The sequence below is a fragment of the Lachnospira hominis (ex Hitch et al. 2025) genome, assembly GCF_040096395.1.
Lineage (GTDB): Bacteria > Bacillota > Clostridia > Lachnospirales > Lachnospiraceae > Lachnospira > Lachnospira hominis.
Genome location: NZ_JBBMES010000009.1, coordinates 1 through 18,619 on the forward strand (window position 1 = coordinate 1; position 18,619 = coordinate 18,619).

Genomic DNA, 18,619 nt, shown 5'->3' on the forward strand with positions numbered 1-18,619 from the left:
AAAGTCCGTGCTTGCACGAGACCTTGGCGACTGCCGCGATAACTTGAGAAACTCGCGGAGCGTGTTTCTCATAGTTTTATAATATTTTATGAATATAAACCTTTCACAATTTTACAATATTATGTTATAATATTTCAAGATGTGCTTATACATACATTTAACCTAAGGAGGAAATTCTGATGGGGTTTTTTAAAGATTTCAAAGAAGACTTAAATGAAACAGCAAGTGATTTTTCAAAAAAATCATCTTCTGATGAAGAGATGGTTAATACTCTCAGACAGAGTGGCAAAGTAGATCCTGAACTTGCAAAGCTTTCGGCACAGATTGAGATGGGCAAAGCTGTAGGCGTTGAAGAACCAAAGAGTGAGGATGAGAAAGATGGAACTGCAGAGACTGCAGTTATAACAAAAGGTTTAACTGTAAGTGGTAACCTTGATTCTACAGGTTCAATTGATATATATGGAACTGTTACAGGTGATGTTACATGTGCAGGTGCTCTTAATATAACAGGAATATTGACAGGCAATTCAAAAGCGGGAAATGTAAAGGCTGACGGTGCAAGAATTGAAGGAAATATTGTATCAGAAAAAGCAGCTGATATTTTAAAGGATTGCGTTGTTATTGGCGACATAACAGCATCATCAACATTTATTGCAGGGGCAGTAAAAGGTAATATAGATGTGAAAGGTCCTGTTGTTATAGATTCAACAGCAGTGATAATTGGAGATATTAAGTCACAGACATTACAGATTAACAGCGGTGCAACTATTGACGGAAGATGTACACAATGTTATTCTGAAATAAATACAGCTCAGATATTTGAAAAAAAAGAAGAAGCTGCTGATGATAATTTGCAGGAGGCAGTGGCTGAAAAGGAATCACAGCCTGAGCCGGAACAGAGAAATATCGATGATGTTCTTGATAATATTGCAGCCGGTAAGATGTCATCAAGTGCAGATATTAAGGATGAGTATGTAAATACATTAGAAAAATAATAATCAGAGATGGAGATAGTTATGAAGGAACTTAAAAGAGTTATACTTAAACTTAGCGGAGAGGCACTTTCAGGAGAAGCAAAATCAGGATATGATGATGCTCTGATTGAAGATATTGCCCGTCAGGTTAAAAAGATAGTTGAAAAAGGAATAGATGTTGGTGTTGTTATCGGAGGCGGTAATTACTGGCGTGGTCGTTCTAATGATAATATTGACAGGACAAAAGCAGACCAGATTGGTATGCTTGCGACAATTATGAATTGTATATATGTTTCTGAAATATTTAGATCATGTGGAATTAAGACAAATATTCTTACACCATTTGAATGTGGCAGCATGACTAAGTTGTTTTCAAAAGACAGAGCAAATAAGTATTTTGAAAAAGGCATGGTAGTTTTTTTTGCTGGTGGAACAGGTCATCCTTATTTTTCAACAGATACAGGAATTGTTCTTCGTGCGATTGAGCTTGATGCAGATGCAATTCTTCTTGCAAAAGCAATAGATGGTGTGTATGACAGCGATCCTAAGATTAACCCGGCTGCTAAGAAGTATGACACACTTCCTATTCAGGAGGTTGTTGATAAAAAACTTGGAGTTATCGATATGACAGCTTCAGTTATGTGCATGGAAAATAAGATGCCGCTAATGATATTCGGTCTTAATGAAAAAGACAGCATTCTTAATGCCATGACAGGTAAATTTAATGGTACTGTAGTAACAGTGGATTAAATAAAATAAAATTAAATGGAGATGAGATAATGAGTGATATTAAAGAATTTGAAAATAAGATGAGCAAAACAGTAGATGCATTAAAGGAAGATTATGTTACAATAAGAGCCGGAAGAGCTAATCCGCACATTCTTGATAAGATTAAAGTTGATTATTATGGCACACCAACATCACTTCAGCAGGTTGCCAATATATCAGTTCCTGAGGCAAGAATGATTCAGATTCAGCCATGGGAGAGCAGTCTTATCAAAGAGATTGAAAAGGCAATTTTAGTATCAGATCTTGGAATTACACCTAATAATGATGGCAAGGTTATAAGACTTATTTTCCCTGAACTTACAGAAGACAGACGTAAGGAACTTGCAAAAGAAGTTAAGAAAAAAGGCGATAATGCCAAAGTTGCAATCAGAAATGTAAGACGCGATGCGAATGATTTATTTAAGAAGCAGAATAAAGCAGGAGAAATATCAGATGATGAACTTAAAGGAACAGAAGATGATATTCAGAAGCTTACAGATAAGTATGTTGGCATTATAGATGCAACAGTTGAAGAAAAAACAAAAGAAATTCTTACAGTATAATTTTTATATGTGAATCCGTGGGATTCCGGTAGCTTTTAGCAGGTTGTGCCGGCTCCTGCGGATTTTCTTTAGAAAAAACAAGGAGGCAAATCCTCTCCTCGTCAAAGGACTCGGATTTTTGCTTCGCAAAAACAAGGAGGCAAATCCTCTCCTCGCCAAAGGACTCGGATTTTTGCTTCGCAAAAACAAGGAGGCAAATCCTCTCCTCGTCAAAGGACTCGGATTTTTGCTTCGCAAAAACAAGGAGGCAAATCCTCTCCTCGCCAAAGGACTCGGATTTTTGCTTCGCAAAAACAAGGAGGCAAATCCTCTCCTCGTCAAAGGACTCGGATTTTTGCTTCGCAAAAACAAGGAGGATTCATGGATTTTTTTAATGAAGAACTTGGACTTAAAATACCTGGTCATGTTGCTGTTATTCTTGATGGTAACGGCCGTTGGGCAAAACAGAGAAAAATGCCCAGAACTTATGGACATAAAGTAGGAAGCCAGGTTGTTGAAGATATGCTTAATATTGTTGATGATCTTGGCGTTAAGTATTTTACAGTATATGCATTTTCAACAGAAAACTGGAAACGTTCACAAGAAGAAGTTTCAACTCTTATGGGAATTTTGAGATGGTATCTTAAAGACTGTGTTAAAAAGTCAATGAAGAATAATGTAAGATGCCGTGTTATAGGAAGAAAAGAAGAACTCAGTCCTGATATAGTACAGAGTATTGAAAATCTTGAAGAAAAGACAAAGAATAATACAGGACTTAATTTTACAATAGCTATTAATTATGGCGGAAGAGATGAGATTACAAGAGCTGTCAAAAAGATAGCAGCTGATGTAAAGGCCGGAAAAATCAATCCGGATGATATTACTGAACAGACTATTACAGATAATCTTGATACGCGGGAGCTTCCGGACCCGGATCTTCTTATAAGAACAAGCGGTGAGCAGAGATTATCCAATTATCTTCCGTGGCAGCTGGCATATACGGAGTTTTATTTTACTGATACATACTGGCCTGATTTTAGCAAAGAAGAGCTTATAAAGGCATTTGAGAAATATAATAAAAGAGAACGACGTTTTGGCGGCGTTAAGGAGGATGCTAAGTGAAAACTAGAATTATAAGCGGAATATTTCTTGCAATAATTGCAGCTTCATCGCTTTATGTAGGAAGCTGGTATCTGTTTCTTTTATGTGCATTTATATCGCTTGTCGGAATGTATGAATTATACAGGGCAGCCGGTATACATGAAAAGCTGCTTGGAATCTGTGGCTATGTTGTAGCTGTGGCATATTATGTGTGCGTATGGCTTGGAAAATGGCAGCTTGAAACGCTTGTTTTTGTATTTGGACTTATGGCAATCATGACAATATATGTCATAACATTTCCAAAATATAAATCGCAGGATGCAATGCTTGTCTTTACAGGAATATTTTATGTTGCAGTAATGCTTTCATATATATATAAAGTTAGAGTTGCTGGAGACGGCAAATATATAGTATGGCTTGTATTTGTATCATCATGGGGCAATGACACATTTGCATATTTTACAGGTGTTCTTTTTGGTAAACATAAGATGGCACCTAAGCTTTCTCCGAAAAAATCAGTTGAAGGAGCAGTTGGCGGTGTGACAGGTGCAACTTTACTGGGCATAATCTATGGATTTATAATAAGCGGAAGAATGTCCGGCATATTTGTGCATCCTGTATGGACATTTGCAATAGCAAGTTTTATAGGAGCGTTGTTATCTATAATCGGAGATTTGGCTGCATCTGCAATCAAGAGAAATTATGATATAAAAGATTATGGAAAACTTATTCCGGGACACGGCGGAATCATGGACAGGTTTGACAGTGTGATATTCACGGCTCCGGCTGTATATTGGGCTGTTTACCTTATCAGTCACATAATGTAAGAAAGGCTTGAATAATTATGAAAAGTGTATCTTTATTAGGTTCAACAGGTTCAATAGGAACACAGACATTAGATGTTATAAGAAAAAATAATGATATAAAAGTTGTGGCTCTCGCTGCAGGCACAAGAGTAAAAGAATTAGCTGAGCAGGCCAGAGAATTTAAGCCGCAGCTTGTAAGCGTTGGAACACAGGAAAAGGCTAAAGAGCTGAAAGTTCTCCTTTCCGATATGGATGTTAAGATTGTATATGGCATGGAAGGACTTATTGAGGCAGCTACAATAGATGAAGCTGACATTGTAGTGACTGCGGTTGTGGGCATGATGGGAATAGAACCTACAATAGCGGCAATTAATGCACATAAAGATATTGCACTGGCAAATAAGGAGACACTTGTTACAGCCGGTCATATCATCATTAATCTTGCAAAAGAAAAAAATGTATCAATTTATCCTGTAGACAGCGAACATTCAGCAATATTCCAGTGCCTTAACGGTGAAAACAGGGGGCAGATTGATAAAATTCTTCTTACTGCATCAGGCGGTCCTTTCAGGGGAAAGACAAGAAAAGAGCTTGAAAATGTTACACTTGCCGATGCATTAAAACACCCAAACTGGGCTATGGGAAGAAAAATCACAATAGATTCATCTACAATGGTAAACAAAGGACTTGAAGTCATAGAGGCACAGTGGCTTTTTGGTGTTCCTGTTGATAAAGTACAGGTTATAGTCCAGCCACAGAGCATAATTCATTCTATGGTGCAGTTTGTTGACGGTGGTGTAATGGCCCAGCTTGGAAGTCCTGATATGCGTCTTCCTATTCAATATGCATTATATTACCCTGAGAGACGAATACTCGATACTAAAAGACTTGATTTTTATGAACTTGCACAGATTACATTTGAAAAACCTGATATGGAAACATTTAAGGGACTTAAATTTGCATATAATGCAGCAGAAAGAGGCGGCAATATTCCTACAGCAATGAATGCAGCCAACGAGCTTGCAGTAAGCAGATTTCTGGACGAAAAGATAAAATATCTTGATATATATGACATAATAGAGTATGCCATGGAAAATATTAAGTATATCGACAATCCTACAGTTGAACAGATTCTTGAGACTGAAAAGACTGTATATGAAATGATTGAAAGCAGGTGGTGATTTGATTTTAAATATAATCATAGCAATTATCATGATTGGACTTATTGTCCTTATTCATGAATTTGGACATTTTATAGTCGCAAAGGCTAATGGAGTCGCTGTAGTTGAGTTTTCAATAGGCTTCGGACCTAAGCTTTTCGGAATAAAAAAGGGAGATACTGAATACTGTCTGAAGCTTATACCATTCGGTGGTGCATGTATAATGCTTGGAGACGACATGCTTACACAGTCTGATGATGGCAGTGAAGATGAAAATGGAGAAGATGAAGATTCAGATGATTTGCCTGCAAAAGAAAGAAGAGAAGAACTTTTAAAAAATTATGATGCAGACAAAGCATTTGCAGCTAAAACAGTGTGGTCAAGAATTGCAATAATAGCTGCCGGACCTGTATTTAACTTTCTTCTTGCATTTGTGTTCGCTGTTATTATAATTGGAAGTGTCGGTACAGATCCATGTACTGTTGATGTTGTAGAGGATAGTTCACCGGCGGCAGCTGCGGGACTTCAAGTTGGTGATGAGATAACAAAAATTAACAATAACGGCATTGCATTTTCAAAGGAATATGCATTTTATCAGGCATATCATGCATCTGATACAATGAATATAACATATAAGCGTGATGGTCAGAAATATACGACAACAGTTACACCCGAGTACAGAAAACTGAGTGTATACAGACTTGGTATTACTATTAGCGACAACACACTTGTTGCCTCAGTAAGTGATAATTCGGCAGCTTCAAAAGCCGGAATTGAAAAAGGCGATGTGATAGTTTCAGTTGATGGAGTAAAGCCTACGGATGACAATAAAATTCCGCAGATAATTAATAATTCAGGCGGAAAAGAGATTGAGATGGTAGTAAAACGCGACGGTCAGGATGTTACATTAAAAGTTACGCCAACACTCGTTGAAAGCGAAGAATACTATACAGGTTTTGACAGCTATGGATATCGTGTAAAAGTCAGCCCTGCACAGACAATACTCTGCTCGTTTAAAGAAGTAGGATACTGGATAGAAACAGTTGTAAAAAGTGTAGGAATGATGTTTACAGGTAAACTTGGAATTAATGATTTATCAGGACCGGTGGGCGTTGTGGATTCAGTTAATACTGTTGTTGAACAGAGTAAGCCGGATGGGGCATGGTATGTGTGTCTTAACATATTCCAGTATATTGTAATGTTAAGTGCTAACCTCGGAGTTATGAATCTCCTTCCTTTACCGGCACTTGACGGCGGAAGACTTCTTTTTATGTTTATTGAAGTGGTTAGAGGAAAACCTGTAAAGAAAGAGCGTGAGGGAATGGTTCATTTTGTCGGAATGGTTCTTCTTATGCTTCTTATGGTCTATATAATGTTTAAAGATATAGTTAATTTGTTTTAAAATATTTGTTTTAGAATGTATTGACAGGGCAGTATGTTTGTCACAAAGGTATCATAACTGTCCGGAAACGGAGTTTTTATGTACAGAGATAATACGAAAACGGTAAAAATCGGTAATTGTGTAATCGGAGGCGGAAATAAAATCGCAATCCAGTCCATGACAAATACAAGAACTGAAAATGTAAAAGAGACGGTAAAGCAGATTCTTGCTCTTGAAGAGGCAGGCTGTGACATAGTAAGATGCACGGTTCCGACGCAGGAGGCGGCAGATGCGATACGCGAGATAAAAAGATATATCCATATTCCGCTTGTTGCCGATATTCATTTTGATTACAGAATGGCAATCGCGGCGATTGAAAACGGTGCCGATAAAATCAGAATCAATCCCGGAAATATAGGAAGTACAGACAGAATCAAGGCGGTCGTAGATGCTGCAAAAGAAAGAAATATTCCTATTCGTGTCGGTGTAAACAGCGGCTCTCTTGAAAAAGACCTTATTGAAAAATATAATGGTGTTACAGCCGAAGGTCTCGTTGAGAGTGCACTTGATAAAGTTAAGATAATTGAAGATTTGGGATATGATAATCTTGTTATAAGTATCAAATCATCGGATGTTTTGATGTGCGTAAAAGCACATGAGCTTATTGCAGATAAGACAAATCATCCGCTTCATGTTGGAATAACAGAGTCAGGCACAGTATTTTCCGGAAGTATCAAATCAGCGATAGGATTAGGACTTATTCTTAATCAGGGTATCGGTGATACAATAAGAGTGTCATTAACAGACGACCCGGTAAAAGAGATTGAAGCTGCAAAGCTTATATTAAGAACACTTGGGTTGAGAAAAGGTGGGATTGAAGTTGTTTCATGCCCTACATGCGGGCGAACAAAGATTAATCTTATCGACCTTGCCGGAAGAGTTGAAAAGCTGGCAGCAGGATATGACCTTGATTTGAAACTTGCTGTTATGGGATGTGTTGTAAACGGTCCGGGAGAGGCTAAAGAAGCAGATCTTGGAATTGCAGGCGGAGATGGCTGTGGCGTTCTTATTAAACATGGTGAAGTTGTGCGTAAAGTAGCTGAAAATGAGCTGCTTGACACATTAAAGTATGAGCTTGACCATTGGAATGACTAAAAGAAATATGAATGTTTTAATGTAAATGCTTTAGAGGAGTGTTATTTAGTTGAATAAATTTTTTGAAGTGTTTAATACACTTAAAGTGCCGGAGGAAATAGGAGTTTATCTTACTGATACGGAAGTTACCCGTGTATCAAAGACATCTACCAATTCTCTGGCACGTGTCTATTTAAGCAGTGAACGGCTTATAAGCAAGCAGGTAATATACAAGGCGGAGGACGCTTTGAAAAAGCAGATATTCCGCATGAAAAATATGGATGTGCGTATAATTGACAGATACAGACTTTCAAAACAGTACACACCTGTCAAAATTATGGAAATATATTATGACAGCATATTGTTTGAACTTGAGAAATATTGGACTCTCGAATATAATCTGTTGAAAAATTCACAATGGGAATTTGATGGGGAACACTGTCTTGTGCTTACTCTTGAGGACGGATTTTTGTCAAGGACATATGCCGATACGCTTGCGGATTATTTCAAAAAAATATTTTTGAACCGTTTTGGGTTTGAAATTGATGTTATATATAAATATGCAAAAAAAGAGGGAAGTCACTACGAGCTTGAAAATGAGCATAAGCTGAATCTGCGTGTCGCACAGATTGAAAAGAATATGAGGGCGGCACAGGCAGCGGGCGACGGAGTGAACGAGGATTCTTCAAAAACAGCATTTTCAAAGGGAACGTCAACAAGCTCAAAATCGGAAAATGCTGCATCATCAGGTACAAAGTCAAATGATGGTGTAGTACAGGAGAATTCACGTCAATCATCGTTTGGAGACAAAAACAGAACCCAGTTTGGACAAAAGGGAAGCCAGAACGAGTATTACAAAAAGAAGCCGTCAAATCCGGATGTTTTATATGGAAGAGATTTTGACGAGGAACCTATGCCTATAGAGCAGGTGGATTCAGCACTAGGCGAGATTGTTATCGCGGGAATGATAAGAAAGGTTGACGAGCGTGAAATAAGAAATGAAAGAACAATTCTCATGTTTGACCTGACTGATTTTACGGATACGATAACCGTTAAAATGTTTATTGCAAATGCACAGCTTCCTGAAGTCAAAGAGTACATAAAAAAAGGAAACTTTATAAAAGTCAAGGGTGTTGCGGCACTTGACAGATATGACCAGGAAATCTCAATTACGAGCGTGTGGGGTATCAGAAAATCGCAGGATAACCGCGAAGTGAGAAACGATTTGTCGCTTCACAAAAGAGTGGAGCTTCATTGCCATACGAAAATGAGCGACATGGATGGCGTTTCATCTGTTTCCGATATTATAAAACAGGCAATCCGCTGGGGACACAAAGGAATTGCAATTACGGACCACGGTGTTGTGCAGGCGTTTACGGACGCTTATCACACTATGGAAGACTTGAAAGGCAAATACAAGAAAAAGGGCGAAGAACTTGATTTTAAGATAATATATGGTGTGGAAGCTTATCTTGTAGATGATACGCGTCAGATTGTAATTAATTCAATGGGCCAGAATTTCAATGATACGTTTGTTGTATTTGACCTGGAGACTACGGGATTTTCGGCAGAAGTTGACAGAATTATCGAGATAGGTGCCGTAAAGATAAAAAATGGTGAGATTGTAGATAATTTCAGCAAATTTGTAAATCCTAAGATTCCGATTCCTTTCAGAATAGAAAAACTTACGGGAATTAACGATTCCATGGTTATGGAAGCGGAACCGATAGAAAAGATTCTTCCTGAATTTCTTGAATTCTGCGGTGATGCCGTCATGGTTGCACACAATGCAGGGTTTGATACAAGCTTTATAATAAATAACGCTGAAAGACTTGGAATAAAATATGACCCTACAATAATGGATACGGTGCTTCTGGCACAGTTTGTTATACCTAACCTTCATAATTACAAGCTGGATACGCTTTGTAAGCACCTTGCCGTATCGCTTGAAAACCACCACAGGGCTGTAGACGATGCACAGGCTACGGCATATATTTACCTCAAAATGGTAAAAATGCTTGAAGAAAGAGATATATTTGACTTGGATAAGTTAAATGAGGCAGGAAAACTAGATGATGAGGCGATAAAAAAGCTTCATCAGTATCACTGTATAATTCTTGCGTCAAGCGAGCAGGGAAGAATAAATCTTTACAGGCTTATTTCGGCATCGCATCTTCAGTATTTCAGCCGTTTTCCTAAGATTCCCAAAAGCCTTGTAAACAAATACAGGGAAGGACTTATTATAGGAAGTGCATGTGAGGCTGGGGAACTTTTCCGAGCTATGGTAAACGGCCGTTCCGAGGCTGAGATTGCAAGAATAGTATCGTTTTATGACTATCTTGAAGTACAGCCTATTGGCAATAACCGTTTTATGATAGAAAAAGATGATTATTATGTAAAAAATGAAGAAGATTTAAGAGATTTAAACAGAAGAATAATTGCACTCGGTGAGAAGTTCTCAAAACCGGTTGTGGCTACATGTGATGTGCATTTTCTTAATCCGGAAGATGAAATTTACAGGCGTATAATTATGGCTGGCAAGGGCTTTGATGACGCAGACAACCAGGCTCCGCTTTATCTTCATACAACAGAAGAGATGCTGCATGAGTTTGATTATCTCGGAAGCGACAAGGCATACGAAATTGTTGTTGAAAATACAAATAAAATTCTTAATATGTGTGAAGATATAATTCCGGTTCGTCCTGATAAAAGACCTCCGGTAATTGAAAATTCTGACCAGATGTTAAGAACGATATGTGAAAACAGGGCGTTGGAGCTTTACGGCAACCCTCTGCCTGAAATAGTAAAAGAGCGTCTTGACAGAGAGCTTAATTCAATTATCAGTAATGGATATTCTGTTATGTATATAATTGCACAGAAGCTCGTATGGAAATCAAATGATGACGGATATCTTGTTGGCTCGAGAGGTTCTGTTGGTTCATCATTTGCGGCTACGATGGCCGGTATCACGGAAGTAAATCCGTTAAGTCCTCATTATCTGTGCCCAAAATGCTACTATAACGAATTTGATTCGGAAGACGTTAAGAAATTTGCTGGCGGTGCTGGCTGTGACATGCCTGATAAAATATGTCCGAGGTGTGGACACAAACTTAACAAAATGGGATTTGACATTCCGTTTGAGACATTCCTTGGATTCAAAGGGAATAAAGAGCCTGATATCGACCTTAACTTTTCCAATGAATACCAGAGTAAGGCACATTCGTTTACCGAGGTTATTTTTGGAAAAGGGCAGACATTTAAAGCGGGAACAATCGGTACGGTTGCCGAAAAAACTGCATACGGATATGTTTTTAACTATTTTAAGGATAAATCCGAAAAAGAGGGCAGGCCAATCGTAAAAAGAAGATGTGAAATAGAGCGTATTGCCGAGGGCTGCGTGGATATACGAAGAACAACAGGACAGCACCCGGGAGGAATTGTAGTTCTGCCTATCGGTGACGAAATTCACTCGTTTACGCCAGTACAGCACCCTGCAAACGACTGTACAACAAGTATTGTAACGACACATTTCGATTACCACAGTATCGACCATAACCTGTTAAAGCTCGATATTCTTGGACATCTCGACCCTACAATGATTAGGATGTTACAGGATCTGACGGGAATTGACCCGCTTGAAATTCCGCTTGACTCAAAAGAGGTAATGTCACTTTTTAAAGATACAAGTGCACTTGGAATAACGCCTGCTGATATAGGCGGCTGTAAGCTTGGTGCATTGGGAATTCCGGAATTTGGTACTGATTTTGCCATGCAGATGCTTATCGATACGAAACCACAGTATTTTTCTGATCTGGTTCGTATTGCAGGACTTTCACATGGTACAGACGTGTGGCTTGGAAATGCACAGGTGCTCTTAAAGGAAGGAAAAGCTACAATTTCAACGGCAATCTGTACAAGAGATGATATTATGATTTATCTTATTCAGAAAGGCATTGAGAGTGAGACGGCATTTACAATAATGGAAAAAGTCCGTAAGGGTAAAGGTCTTACAGAGGAGCAGGAGACTATAATGCGTGAGCATGATGTTCCAGACTGGTATATATGGTCATGTAAAAAGATTAAATATATGTTCCCTAAGGCACATGCTGCTGCCTATGTTATGATGGCATGGCGTGTCGCATACTGCAAGGTATTCTATCCGCTTGCCTATTACTGTGCATATTTCAGTATCAGAGCCAATGCGTTTGATTACGAAAAAATGGCAATGGGACGCGATAAGCTGGAATATTTTATAGATGATTATAAAAATAAGAAATCGCTCGGAACGATAACAAATACCGAGGAAGATGAGTTAAAAGATATGAGAATTGTCCAGGAAATGTATGCAAGAGGCTACGATTTCATGCCGATTGACATATATAAGGCAAAGGCGAGAAGTTTTCAGATTATCGATGGAAAGATTATGCCGTCGTTTAAAGTCATAGACAAGGTTGGTGAAGTTGCCGGGGAAGGAATTGAGATTGCAGCAAGAGCCGGGGAATTTCTTTCAAAAGATGATTTGAGGGCAAGAGCAAAAGTCGGACAGACGGTAATAGATAAGTTAAATGATTTGGGACTACTGGGGAGTATGGCGGATAGCAATCAGTTGTCGCTTTTCGATTTCTAAAATAAGAAAATGTGTAATATATTGAAAAGAACTATTGCTTTTTATATTTTTTTTAGTTAATATGTTATCGTTTGAAAAAACGTTTTTGAAGGGAGTAAATATTTTTATATGTTAAAAAAATATCTTATAGTTTTTTTTGTTTCAATGGTTCCTCTTGTTGAATTAAGAGGTGCGATTCCTATATCACAGGGATTCCAGCTGCCTCTTCTTCAGTCATATATCATAAGTGTAATAGGAAATATGCTTCCGGTTCCTGTTATATATCTTTTTGCAAGAAAAGTCCTTGAGTGGGGAGCTGATAAGAAATATATCGGTAAGTTCTTTACTTTCTGTATTGAAAAAGGTCACAAGGGTGGTGCAAAGCTAAAGGAAAAGGCCGGCAGCGGTCTGTTTGTAGCACTTATGCTTTTTGTAGGCGTTCCTATTCCGGGAACGGGAGCATGGACGGGAACACTTGCAGCAAGTTTCCTTGATATGGGATTTAAGAAGAGTGTAATAGCTGTTTTACTTGGAGTTCTTATGGCAGGAATAATTATGGGACTTGTAAGTGCAGGTGTATTTACAGCAATTTTCAGTTTCTTATAGAATATAACCCATTAGAATGTAATACATTATTTGATTTAAAATATAATCAGCCGGTGTTTTATGAAAATTTAACTGCCGGCTGATTGTATTTATAAAAGTACAAAAAAAACAAAAAAAGTGCTTGCATTATTATAAAAATATGGTATTATAAGAAAGTAATTGCTACGGCTTATTGGTCAAGCGGTTAAGACGCCGCCCTCTCACGGCGGAAACAGGGGTTCGATTCCCCTATAAGCTATTGTGTATATTTGTTTTGGAAGAGTGGGCTTATGTCCACTCTTTCGTTTTTGCCCTGGAATTAAAACAGGCAGAAGCAAATACACTACATACAACTAAATAGAAAGACAGGTGATGAATGAATGGGCAGAAGCGAAAGCTATGAGGCAAAAACTGAGCAGTTGATTCAGCCTTTAATTGATGCAAACAATTTTGAACTGGTTGATGTCGAATTTGTAAAAGAGGGCAGTGACTGGTATTTAAGAGTTTACATCGACAAGGATGGTGGAATTACAGTTGATGACTGTGAACTTATAAGCAGGGCATTTAACGAGATACTTGACAGAGAAGATTATATTTCAGAACAGTATATTTTTGAGGTCAGTTCGCCGGGACTTATGAGACCATTAAAGAAAGAAAAAGATTATAAGAGAAGCGTTGGAAAACTGATAGACATAAAGCTTTATAAACCGGTTGATAAGTGTAAGGAATTTACAGGAGTTCTTGATTCTTACGACAAGGATACGGTTACTATAAAGATGGATGATGATACACAAAAAACATTTGACAGAAGCAATCTTGCCATGATAAGACTTGCATTTTGTGAATAAGTTTGCCTGAGGCACAAGGAGGAAATAATGAGTAAAGAATTAATTACAGCACTTAATGCGTTGGAAAAAGAAAATGGTATCAGTAAGGAAGTTATGCTTGATACAATTGAGAAGTCCCTTAAAGATGAGTTTAAGAACCAGTTTAATACAATTGAAAACTGTGAAGTTGTTCTTGACAGAATTACAGGTGATTTCCATATCTATGCCAACAGAACAGTTGTTGATACAGTTACACCGGCGGAAGAGATGGAAGAAAACCGCGGCAAGAAAGAAGCTGAAAAGTTTGTATATGGCAAGGAAATTTCATATGCAGATGCTAAGAAGATTAAGCCTGACTGCCAGATTGGTGATGTATTAAGAGTTGAGATTAAGTCAGAAGAATTTTCAAGAAGAGCTGCTAAGAGTGCTAAAGGAACTATCGTTCAGAAAATCCGTGAAGAAGAAAAGAATGCTATTTATAATGAATATCATTCAAAAGAACATGAGATTATAACAGGTATTGTTCAGAGAATTGATGATAAGGGAAATATTCTTGTTGATATTGGCAGAACACAGACAACATTAAAGAAAAATGAATGTGTTAAAGGTGAGAATTACCAGAGAGGAGACAGAATCAAACTTTATGTTCTTGAAGTTTCTAATGGTAATAAGAATAACAATAACGACCCTAAGGCTGACAAAGAAAAGTCTGGTCCGCTCGTAATACGTGTTTCAAGAAAGACACCTTACCTTGTAAAGAGACTTTTTGAGGAAGAAGTTGCAGAGATTAAAGACGGTGTTGTTAAGATTGTAAGCATCGCAAGAGAAGAAGGCTCAAGAACAAAGATTTCTGTTAAGGCAGAAGTTCCTAATGTTGATCCTGTAGGTGCATGTGTAGGTATTAACGGTGCAAGAGTTAAGGCTATTGTAAACGAACTCGGCAACGAGCAGATTGATATTATTGAATGGGATGAGAATCCTGCACAGTATATCGTTAATGCTTTAAGTCCTGCAAAAGTTGTATCTATATCAGCATGTGATGATGAAAATGGCAAGAAGGCTACAGTTGTTGTTTCAGATCAGCAGCTTTCGCTTGCAATCGGCAAGGCCGGACAGAATGTAAGACTTGCAGCAAAGCTTACAGGCTATGGCATTGATATCAAGAGCGAATCACAGATTGAAGATAGTGCAAAGCCAGAATCAGATGATGAGACAGATATAGATGATGATATGCTTGTATTTTCAGAAGATACAGATACACAGGCTGAGACTGACGCTGACGAAGTGAACGAATAATATAGACATAATCTTTAAAACCGGGAGTGATGAAATTGGGCACAACAAAGAAAATTCCACAAAGACAATGTGTCGGCTGTCGTATGATGAAGAATAAGAAAGAACTTATACGCATTTTAAAGACAGATGAAGGAATTATAATTGATGATACAGGCAAGAAAAATGGCAGAGGTGCATATATATGTCCTAATGCACAATGTTTAAAGAAAGCGATAGAAAATAAAGGTCTTGAGCGTTCTTTTAAAATGCCTGTTGATAAGGAAGTGTATGATAATTTGAAAGGAGTATTTGAGAATATTGAAGCAGGATAAAACATTGCTGATGCTGGGACTGGCACAGCGTGCGGGAAAAGTTGCCAGCGGTGAATTTTCAACTGAAAAGGCAGTGAAATCTAAAAAGGCATTTCTTGTCGTAGTTGCATCAGATGCTTCAGACAATACAAAGAAAATGTTTTCAGATATGTGCACTTTCTATAAAGTTCCAATTGCATTTTACAGTGATAAAGTTTCACTTGGTCATGCAATTGGAAAAGAGTTTCGTGCATCACTGGCAGTTTTGGATGAAGGTTTTGGAAAGCAGATACAAAAACACTTGGAAATTGGTATGGAATAATGCAGATGTTAAATTAAGAACATTGTGTTATTCGGAAAAGAGGTTAAATGGCTAATATGAGAGTTTATGAGTTGGCAAAGGAATTAAATATAACGACAAAAGATATTGCGGATTTGCTTGACAACAATAATAAAACATATAAGACAATGAGTGGTCTTAATGATGATGAAGTTGCAAAAGTCCGTGGAAAGTTCGGACATAAGAGTGGTGCGGCAGGCAATGCATCAAAACCAAAGAATGAAAAGGCAAATGAGGCAAAGATGACAGAAAACAATACACCAAAGAAAGATATAACAAAAGAACCTGTAAAGGATACAGCAGATAAGAAGTCACATGTTTCTGAGCTGTATTTTCCACAGAACAGTTCTAAGGGTGGAAAAGATAATAAGAATGTAAAGAATGATAATTCTGGTGCAAACCGTGGCAATGCACAAAAGAATGGTAATTCAGACAATAGAAATTCACGTAATGATAACCGTCCAAACCAGAATGGTGACAGAAATGGAGACAACAGAGGTTTCCGTAATAATGATAACCGTGGCGACAGAAACGGAAATAACAGGAATTTCCGTAATAATGACAACCGTGGTGACAGAAACGGAAATAACAGGAATTTCCGTAATAATGACGGACGTCCAAACCAGAATGGTGACAGAAACGGAAATAACAGAAATTTCCGCAATAATGACAACCGTGGCGACAGAAACACAGATAATAGAAACGGAGACAACAGAGGTTTCCGTAATAATGATAACCGTGGTGACAGAAACGGGGATAACAGAGGCTTCCGTAATAATGATAACCGTTCAAACCAGAGTGGTGACAGAAATAATAACCGTCAGGGTGGATTTTCAAATCAGGGCAGAAGAAATGACAGAAGAGATTCGGCACCTAAGGATGATTTCCTTTTTGAGACAAAGCCTGATTCAAGAAGACCTGATTCAAGAAAAGATAATCATAAAAATGACCGCAAGAAAGATGTGGAAGTTAAAGAAAATCTTAAATTTGCAAACAGCCAGTTAAAGAAGAATGTCAAGAAAGAAGAAAAAGAAGAAGATACAATCAAACAGCTTGTTCTTCCGGACAGCCTCACAATCAAGGAACTTGCAGATAAGATGAAAGTACAGCCTTCAGTAGTTGTAAAGAAATTATTTATGCAGGGCAAAGTTGTAACTATCAATCAGGAGATTGATTATGATACAGCTGAGGAAATTGCACTTGAATTTAACTGTATCTGTGAGCATGAAGTTAAGGTCGATGTGATTGCAGAACTCCTCAAAGAGGATGAGGAACCGGAAGAAAAGATGGTTCCAAGACCACCTGTTGTATGTGTAATGGGTCATGTCGACCATGGTAAGACATCTCTTCTTGATGCAATCCGTGAGACACATGTTACAGATAAAGAATTCGGTGGTATCACACAGAAAATCGGTGCTTATACTGTAGATGTAAACGGTCAGTCAATAACATTTCTTGATACACCTGGTCATGAGGCATTTACAGCTATGAGAATGCGTGGTGCACAGGCAACAGATATTGCTATTCTTGTAGTAGCAGCAGATGATGGTGTTATGCCACAGACAATAGAGGCTATTAACCATGCAAAGGCAGCTGATGTTGAAATTATCGTAGCAGTAAATAAGATTGATAAGCCTAATGCAAATGTTGAAAAAGTTAAGCAGGAACTTACAGAATACGGTCTTATTGCAGAAGACTGGGGCGGTTCTACAATATTTGTACCTGTATCAGCACATACTAAGGAAGGTATTGATGAACTTCTCGAGATGATTCTTCTTACAGCAGAGGTGCATGAGCTTAAAGCTAATCCTGACAGAAATGCAAGAGGTATTGTTATCGAGGCAGAGCTTGACAGAGGCCGTGGCCCTGTGGCAACAATTCTTGTACAGAAAGGTACTCTTCATGTAGGCGATAATGTGGCAGCAGGTGCAAGTTATGGTAAAATCAGAGCTATGATTGATGATAAGGGACGCCGTGTCAAAGAAGCTGGTCCTTCAACTCCTGTTGAGATTCTTGGTCTTAATGATGTGCCTAATGCAGGTGAAATAATTATGGCTATGGATACCGATAAAGAGGCAAGAAATGTTGCAGAGACATTTATAAGTGAAGGCAAGAAGAAGCTTCTTGACGATACAAAGCATAAAGTTTCACTTGATGCATTATTTGAGCAGATTCAGGCAGGTAATGTAAAAGAGCTTGGTCTTATTATCAAGGCTGATGTACAGGGCTCAGTTGAAGCTGTTAAGCAGAGTCTTGTTAAGCTTTCAAATGATGAAGTTGTAGTTAAGGTAATCCATGGCGGTGTAGGTAATATCAACGAATCCGATGTTGTTCTTGCATCAGCTTCAAATGCAATTATTATCGGATTTAATGTAAAACCTGATAATCAGGCCAGAATCGTTGCTGAAAGAGAAAAAGTCGATATGAGACTTTATACTGTAATCTACAATGCTATTGAAGATGTAGAAGCTGCATTAAAGGGTATGCTTGAACCGATTTATGAAGAAAAAGTAATTGGTCAGGTCGAAATCCGTCAGATATTCAAGGCTTCAGGAATCGGTAATATCGCAGGATGTCTCGTTACAGAAGGTCGTGTTACAAGGGATTCAAAAGTACGTCTTACAAGAGATAAAGAGCAGATTTATGAAGGACCTCTTGCATCACTGAAACATTTTAAGGATGAAGTAAAAGAGGTTAAGGCAGGTACTGAATGTGGTATTGTATTAGAAAACTTCAATGACATTCAGGAAGGCGATAAGTTAGAAGCATATATCATGGTTGAAGTTCCAAGATAGGAGTTAGAGAGTTT

Annotated in this window: 16 protein-coding genes and 1 tRNA gene; all 17 read left to right on the forward strand. The window is 38.1% G+C overall.

All coding sequences use genetic code 11. The annotated features are described in order from the left end of the window. The first annotated feature begins 179 nt into the window (after positions 1-179). The 17 genes from WMO38_RS09140 to infB all read left to right on the forward strand — a co-directional run bounded on the left by WMO38_RS09140 (position 180) and on the right by infB (position 18,605). Entirely contained in the window at positions 180-995 is an 816-nt protein-coding gene (locus tag WMO38_RS09140) for a bactofilin family protein (protein ID WP_296610743.1), read from the forward strand. Between the two features lie 21 nt (positions 996-1,016). Next, positions 1,017-1,724, forward strand: coding sequence for a UMP kinase (gene pyrH / locus WMO38_RS09145; RefSeq protein ID WP_186837047.1), 708 nt, complete (start codon positions 1,017-1,019; stop codon positions 1,722-1,724). A 29-nt stretch (positions 1,725-1,753) separates the two neighbouring features. Continuing rightward, positions 1,754-2,305, forward strand: a complete 552-nt coding sequence (frr, locus tag WMO38_RS09150; protein ID WP_186837048.1) for a ribosome recycling factor — start codon at positions 1,754-1,756, stop codon at positions 2,303-2,305. Positions 2,306-2,423: 118 nt separating this feature from the next. Further along, positions 2,424-2,786 (forward strand): hypothetical protein, encoded by a 363-nt coding sequence (locus WMO38_RS09155; protein WP_349162366.1) that lies wholly within the window; start codon positions 2,424-2,426, stop codon positions 2,784-2,786. After that, entirely contained in the window at positions 2,720-3,406 is a 687-nt protein-coding gene (gene uppS, locus WMO38_RS09160) for an undecaprenyl pyrophosphate synthase (RefSeq protein ID WP_349162431.1), read from the forward strand. The genes WMO38_RS09155 and uppS overlap by 67 nt, the downstream gene beginning before the upstream one ends. Further along, positions 3,403-4,212 carry a phosphatidate cytidylyltransferase gene (locus WMO38_RS09165; protein WP_349162367.1) on the forward strand — a complete coding sequence of 270 codons (810 nt, stop codon included), beginning with the start codon at positions 3,403-3,405 and terminating at the stop codon, positions 4,210-4,212. The genes uppS and WMO38_RS09165 overlap by 4 nt, the downstream gene beginning before the upstream one ends. A 17-nt stretch (positions 4,213-4,229) precedes the next feature. Further along, positions 4,230-5,372 carry a 1-deoxy-D-xylulose-5-phosphate reductoisomerase gene (locus WMO38_RS09170; protein WP_349162368.1) on the forward strand — a complete coding sequence of 381 codons (1,143 nt, stop codon included), beginning with the start codon at positions 4,230-4,232 and terminating at the stop codon, positions 5,370-5,372. Position 5,373: 1 nt separating this feature from the next. Next, entirely contained in the window at positions 5,374-6,753 is a 1,380-nt protein-coding gene (rseP, locus tag WMO38_RS09175; protein ID WP_021867133.1) for an RIP metalloprotease RseP, read from the forward strand. Between the two features lie 78 nt (positions 6,754-6,831). Beyond that, a complete protein-coding gene (gene ispG / locus WMO38_RS09180; protein ID WP_021867134.1) occupies positions 6,832-7,887 on the forward strand; it encodes a flavodoxin-dependent (E)-4-hydroxy-3-methylbut-2-enyl-diphosphate synthase in 1,056 nt (351 codons plus the stop codon). 49 nt (positions 7,888-7,936) lie between these two features. Next, on the forward strand, positions 7,937-12,493 hold the full coding sequence (locus WMO38_RS09185; protein WP_349162371.1) for a PolC-type DNA polymerase III: 4,557 nt from the start codon (positions 7,937-7,939) through the stop codon (positions 12,491-12,493). A 108-nt stretch (positions 12,494-12,601) separates the two neighbouring features. Continuing rightward, complete coding sequence (locus WMO38_RS09190; RefSeq protein WP_349162372.1) at positions 12,602-13,078, forward strand: COG2426 family protein; 477 nt, start codon at positions 12,602-12,604, stop codon at positions 13,076-13,078. Between the two features lie 166 nt (positions 13,079-13,244). Continuing rightward, positions 13,245-13,316, forward strand: a tRNA-Glu gene (locus WMO38_RS09195). A 121-nt stretch (positions 13,317-13,437) separates the two neighbouring features. Continuing rightward, positions 13,438-13,905: a ribosome maturation factor RimP gene (gene rimP, locus WMO38_RS09200; protein WP_021867137.1), complete on the forward strand. Its 468-nt coding sequence runs from the start codon at positions 13,438-13,440 to the stop codon at positions 13,903-13,905. Between the two features lie 27 nt (positions 13,906-13,932). Beyond that, entirely contained in the window at positions 13,933-15,180 is a 1,248-nt protein-coding gene (gene nusA, locus WMO38_RS09205) for a transcription termination factor NusA (protein WP_021867138.1), read from the forward strand. A gap of 35 nt (positions 15,181-15,215) precedes the next feature. Further along, positions 15,216-15,491: an RNase P modulator RnpM gene (rnpM, locus tag WMO38_RS09210; RefSeq protein ID WP_021867139.1), complete on the forward strand. Its 276-nt coding sequence runs from the start codon at positions 15,216-15,218 to the stop codon at positions 15,489-15,491. Beyond that, a complete protein-coding gene (locus WMO38_RS09215) occupies positions 15,478-15,792 on the forward strand; it encodes a L7Ae/L30e/S12e/Gadd45 family ribosomal protein (protein ID WP_021867140.1) in 315 nt (104 codons plus the stop codon). The genes rnpM and WMO38_RS09215 overlap by 14 nt, the downstream gene beginning before the upstream one ends. A 47-nt stretch (positions 15,793-15,839) precedes the next feature. Next, the gene (gene infB, locus WMO38_RS09220) at positions 15,840-18,605 is read left to right on the forward strand and encodes a translation initiation factor IF-2 (protein ID WP_349162374.1); all 2,766 of its coding nucleotides are present in this window, start codon (positions 15,840-15,842) and stop codon (positions 18,603-18,605) included. The last annotated feature ends 14 nt before the right edge of the window (positions 18,606-18,619 follow it).

Coding starts and splice junctions, on each gene's coding strand:
- WMO38_RS09140 (WP_296610743.1), top strand. CDS start 180: ATGGGGTTTTTTAAAGATTTCAAAGAAGACTTAAATGAAACAGCAAGT.
- pyrH (WP_186837047.1), top strand. CDS start 1,017: ATGAAGGAACTTAAAAGAGTTATACTTAAACTTAGCGGAGAGGCACTT.
- frr (WP_186837048.1), top strand. CDS start 1,754: ATGAGTGATATTAAAGAATTTGAAAATAAGATGAGCAAAACAGTAGAT.
- WMO38_RS09170 (WP_349162368.1), top strand. CDS start 4,230: ATGAAAAGTGTATCTTTATTAGGTTCAACAGGTTCAATAGGAACACAG.
- ispG (WP_021867134.1), top strand. CDS start 6,832: ATGTACAGAGATAATACGAAAACGGTAAAAATCGGTAATTGTGTAATC.
- WMO38_RS09190 (WP_349162372.1), top strand. CDS start 12,602: ATGTTAAAAAAATATCTTATAGTTTTTTTTGTTTCAATGGTTCCTCTT.
- rimP (WP_021867137.1), top strand. CDS start 13,438: ATGGGCAGAAGCGAAAGCTATGAGGCAAAAACTGAGCAGTTGATTCAG.
- nusA (WP_021867138.1), top strand. CDS start 13,933: ATGAGTAAAGAATTAATTACAGCACTTAATGCGTTGGAAAAAGAAAAT.
- infB (WP_349162374.1), top strand. CDS start 15,840: ATGGCTAATATGAGAGTTTATGAGTTGGCAAAGGAATTAAATATAACG.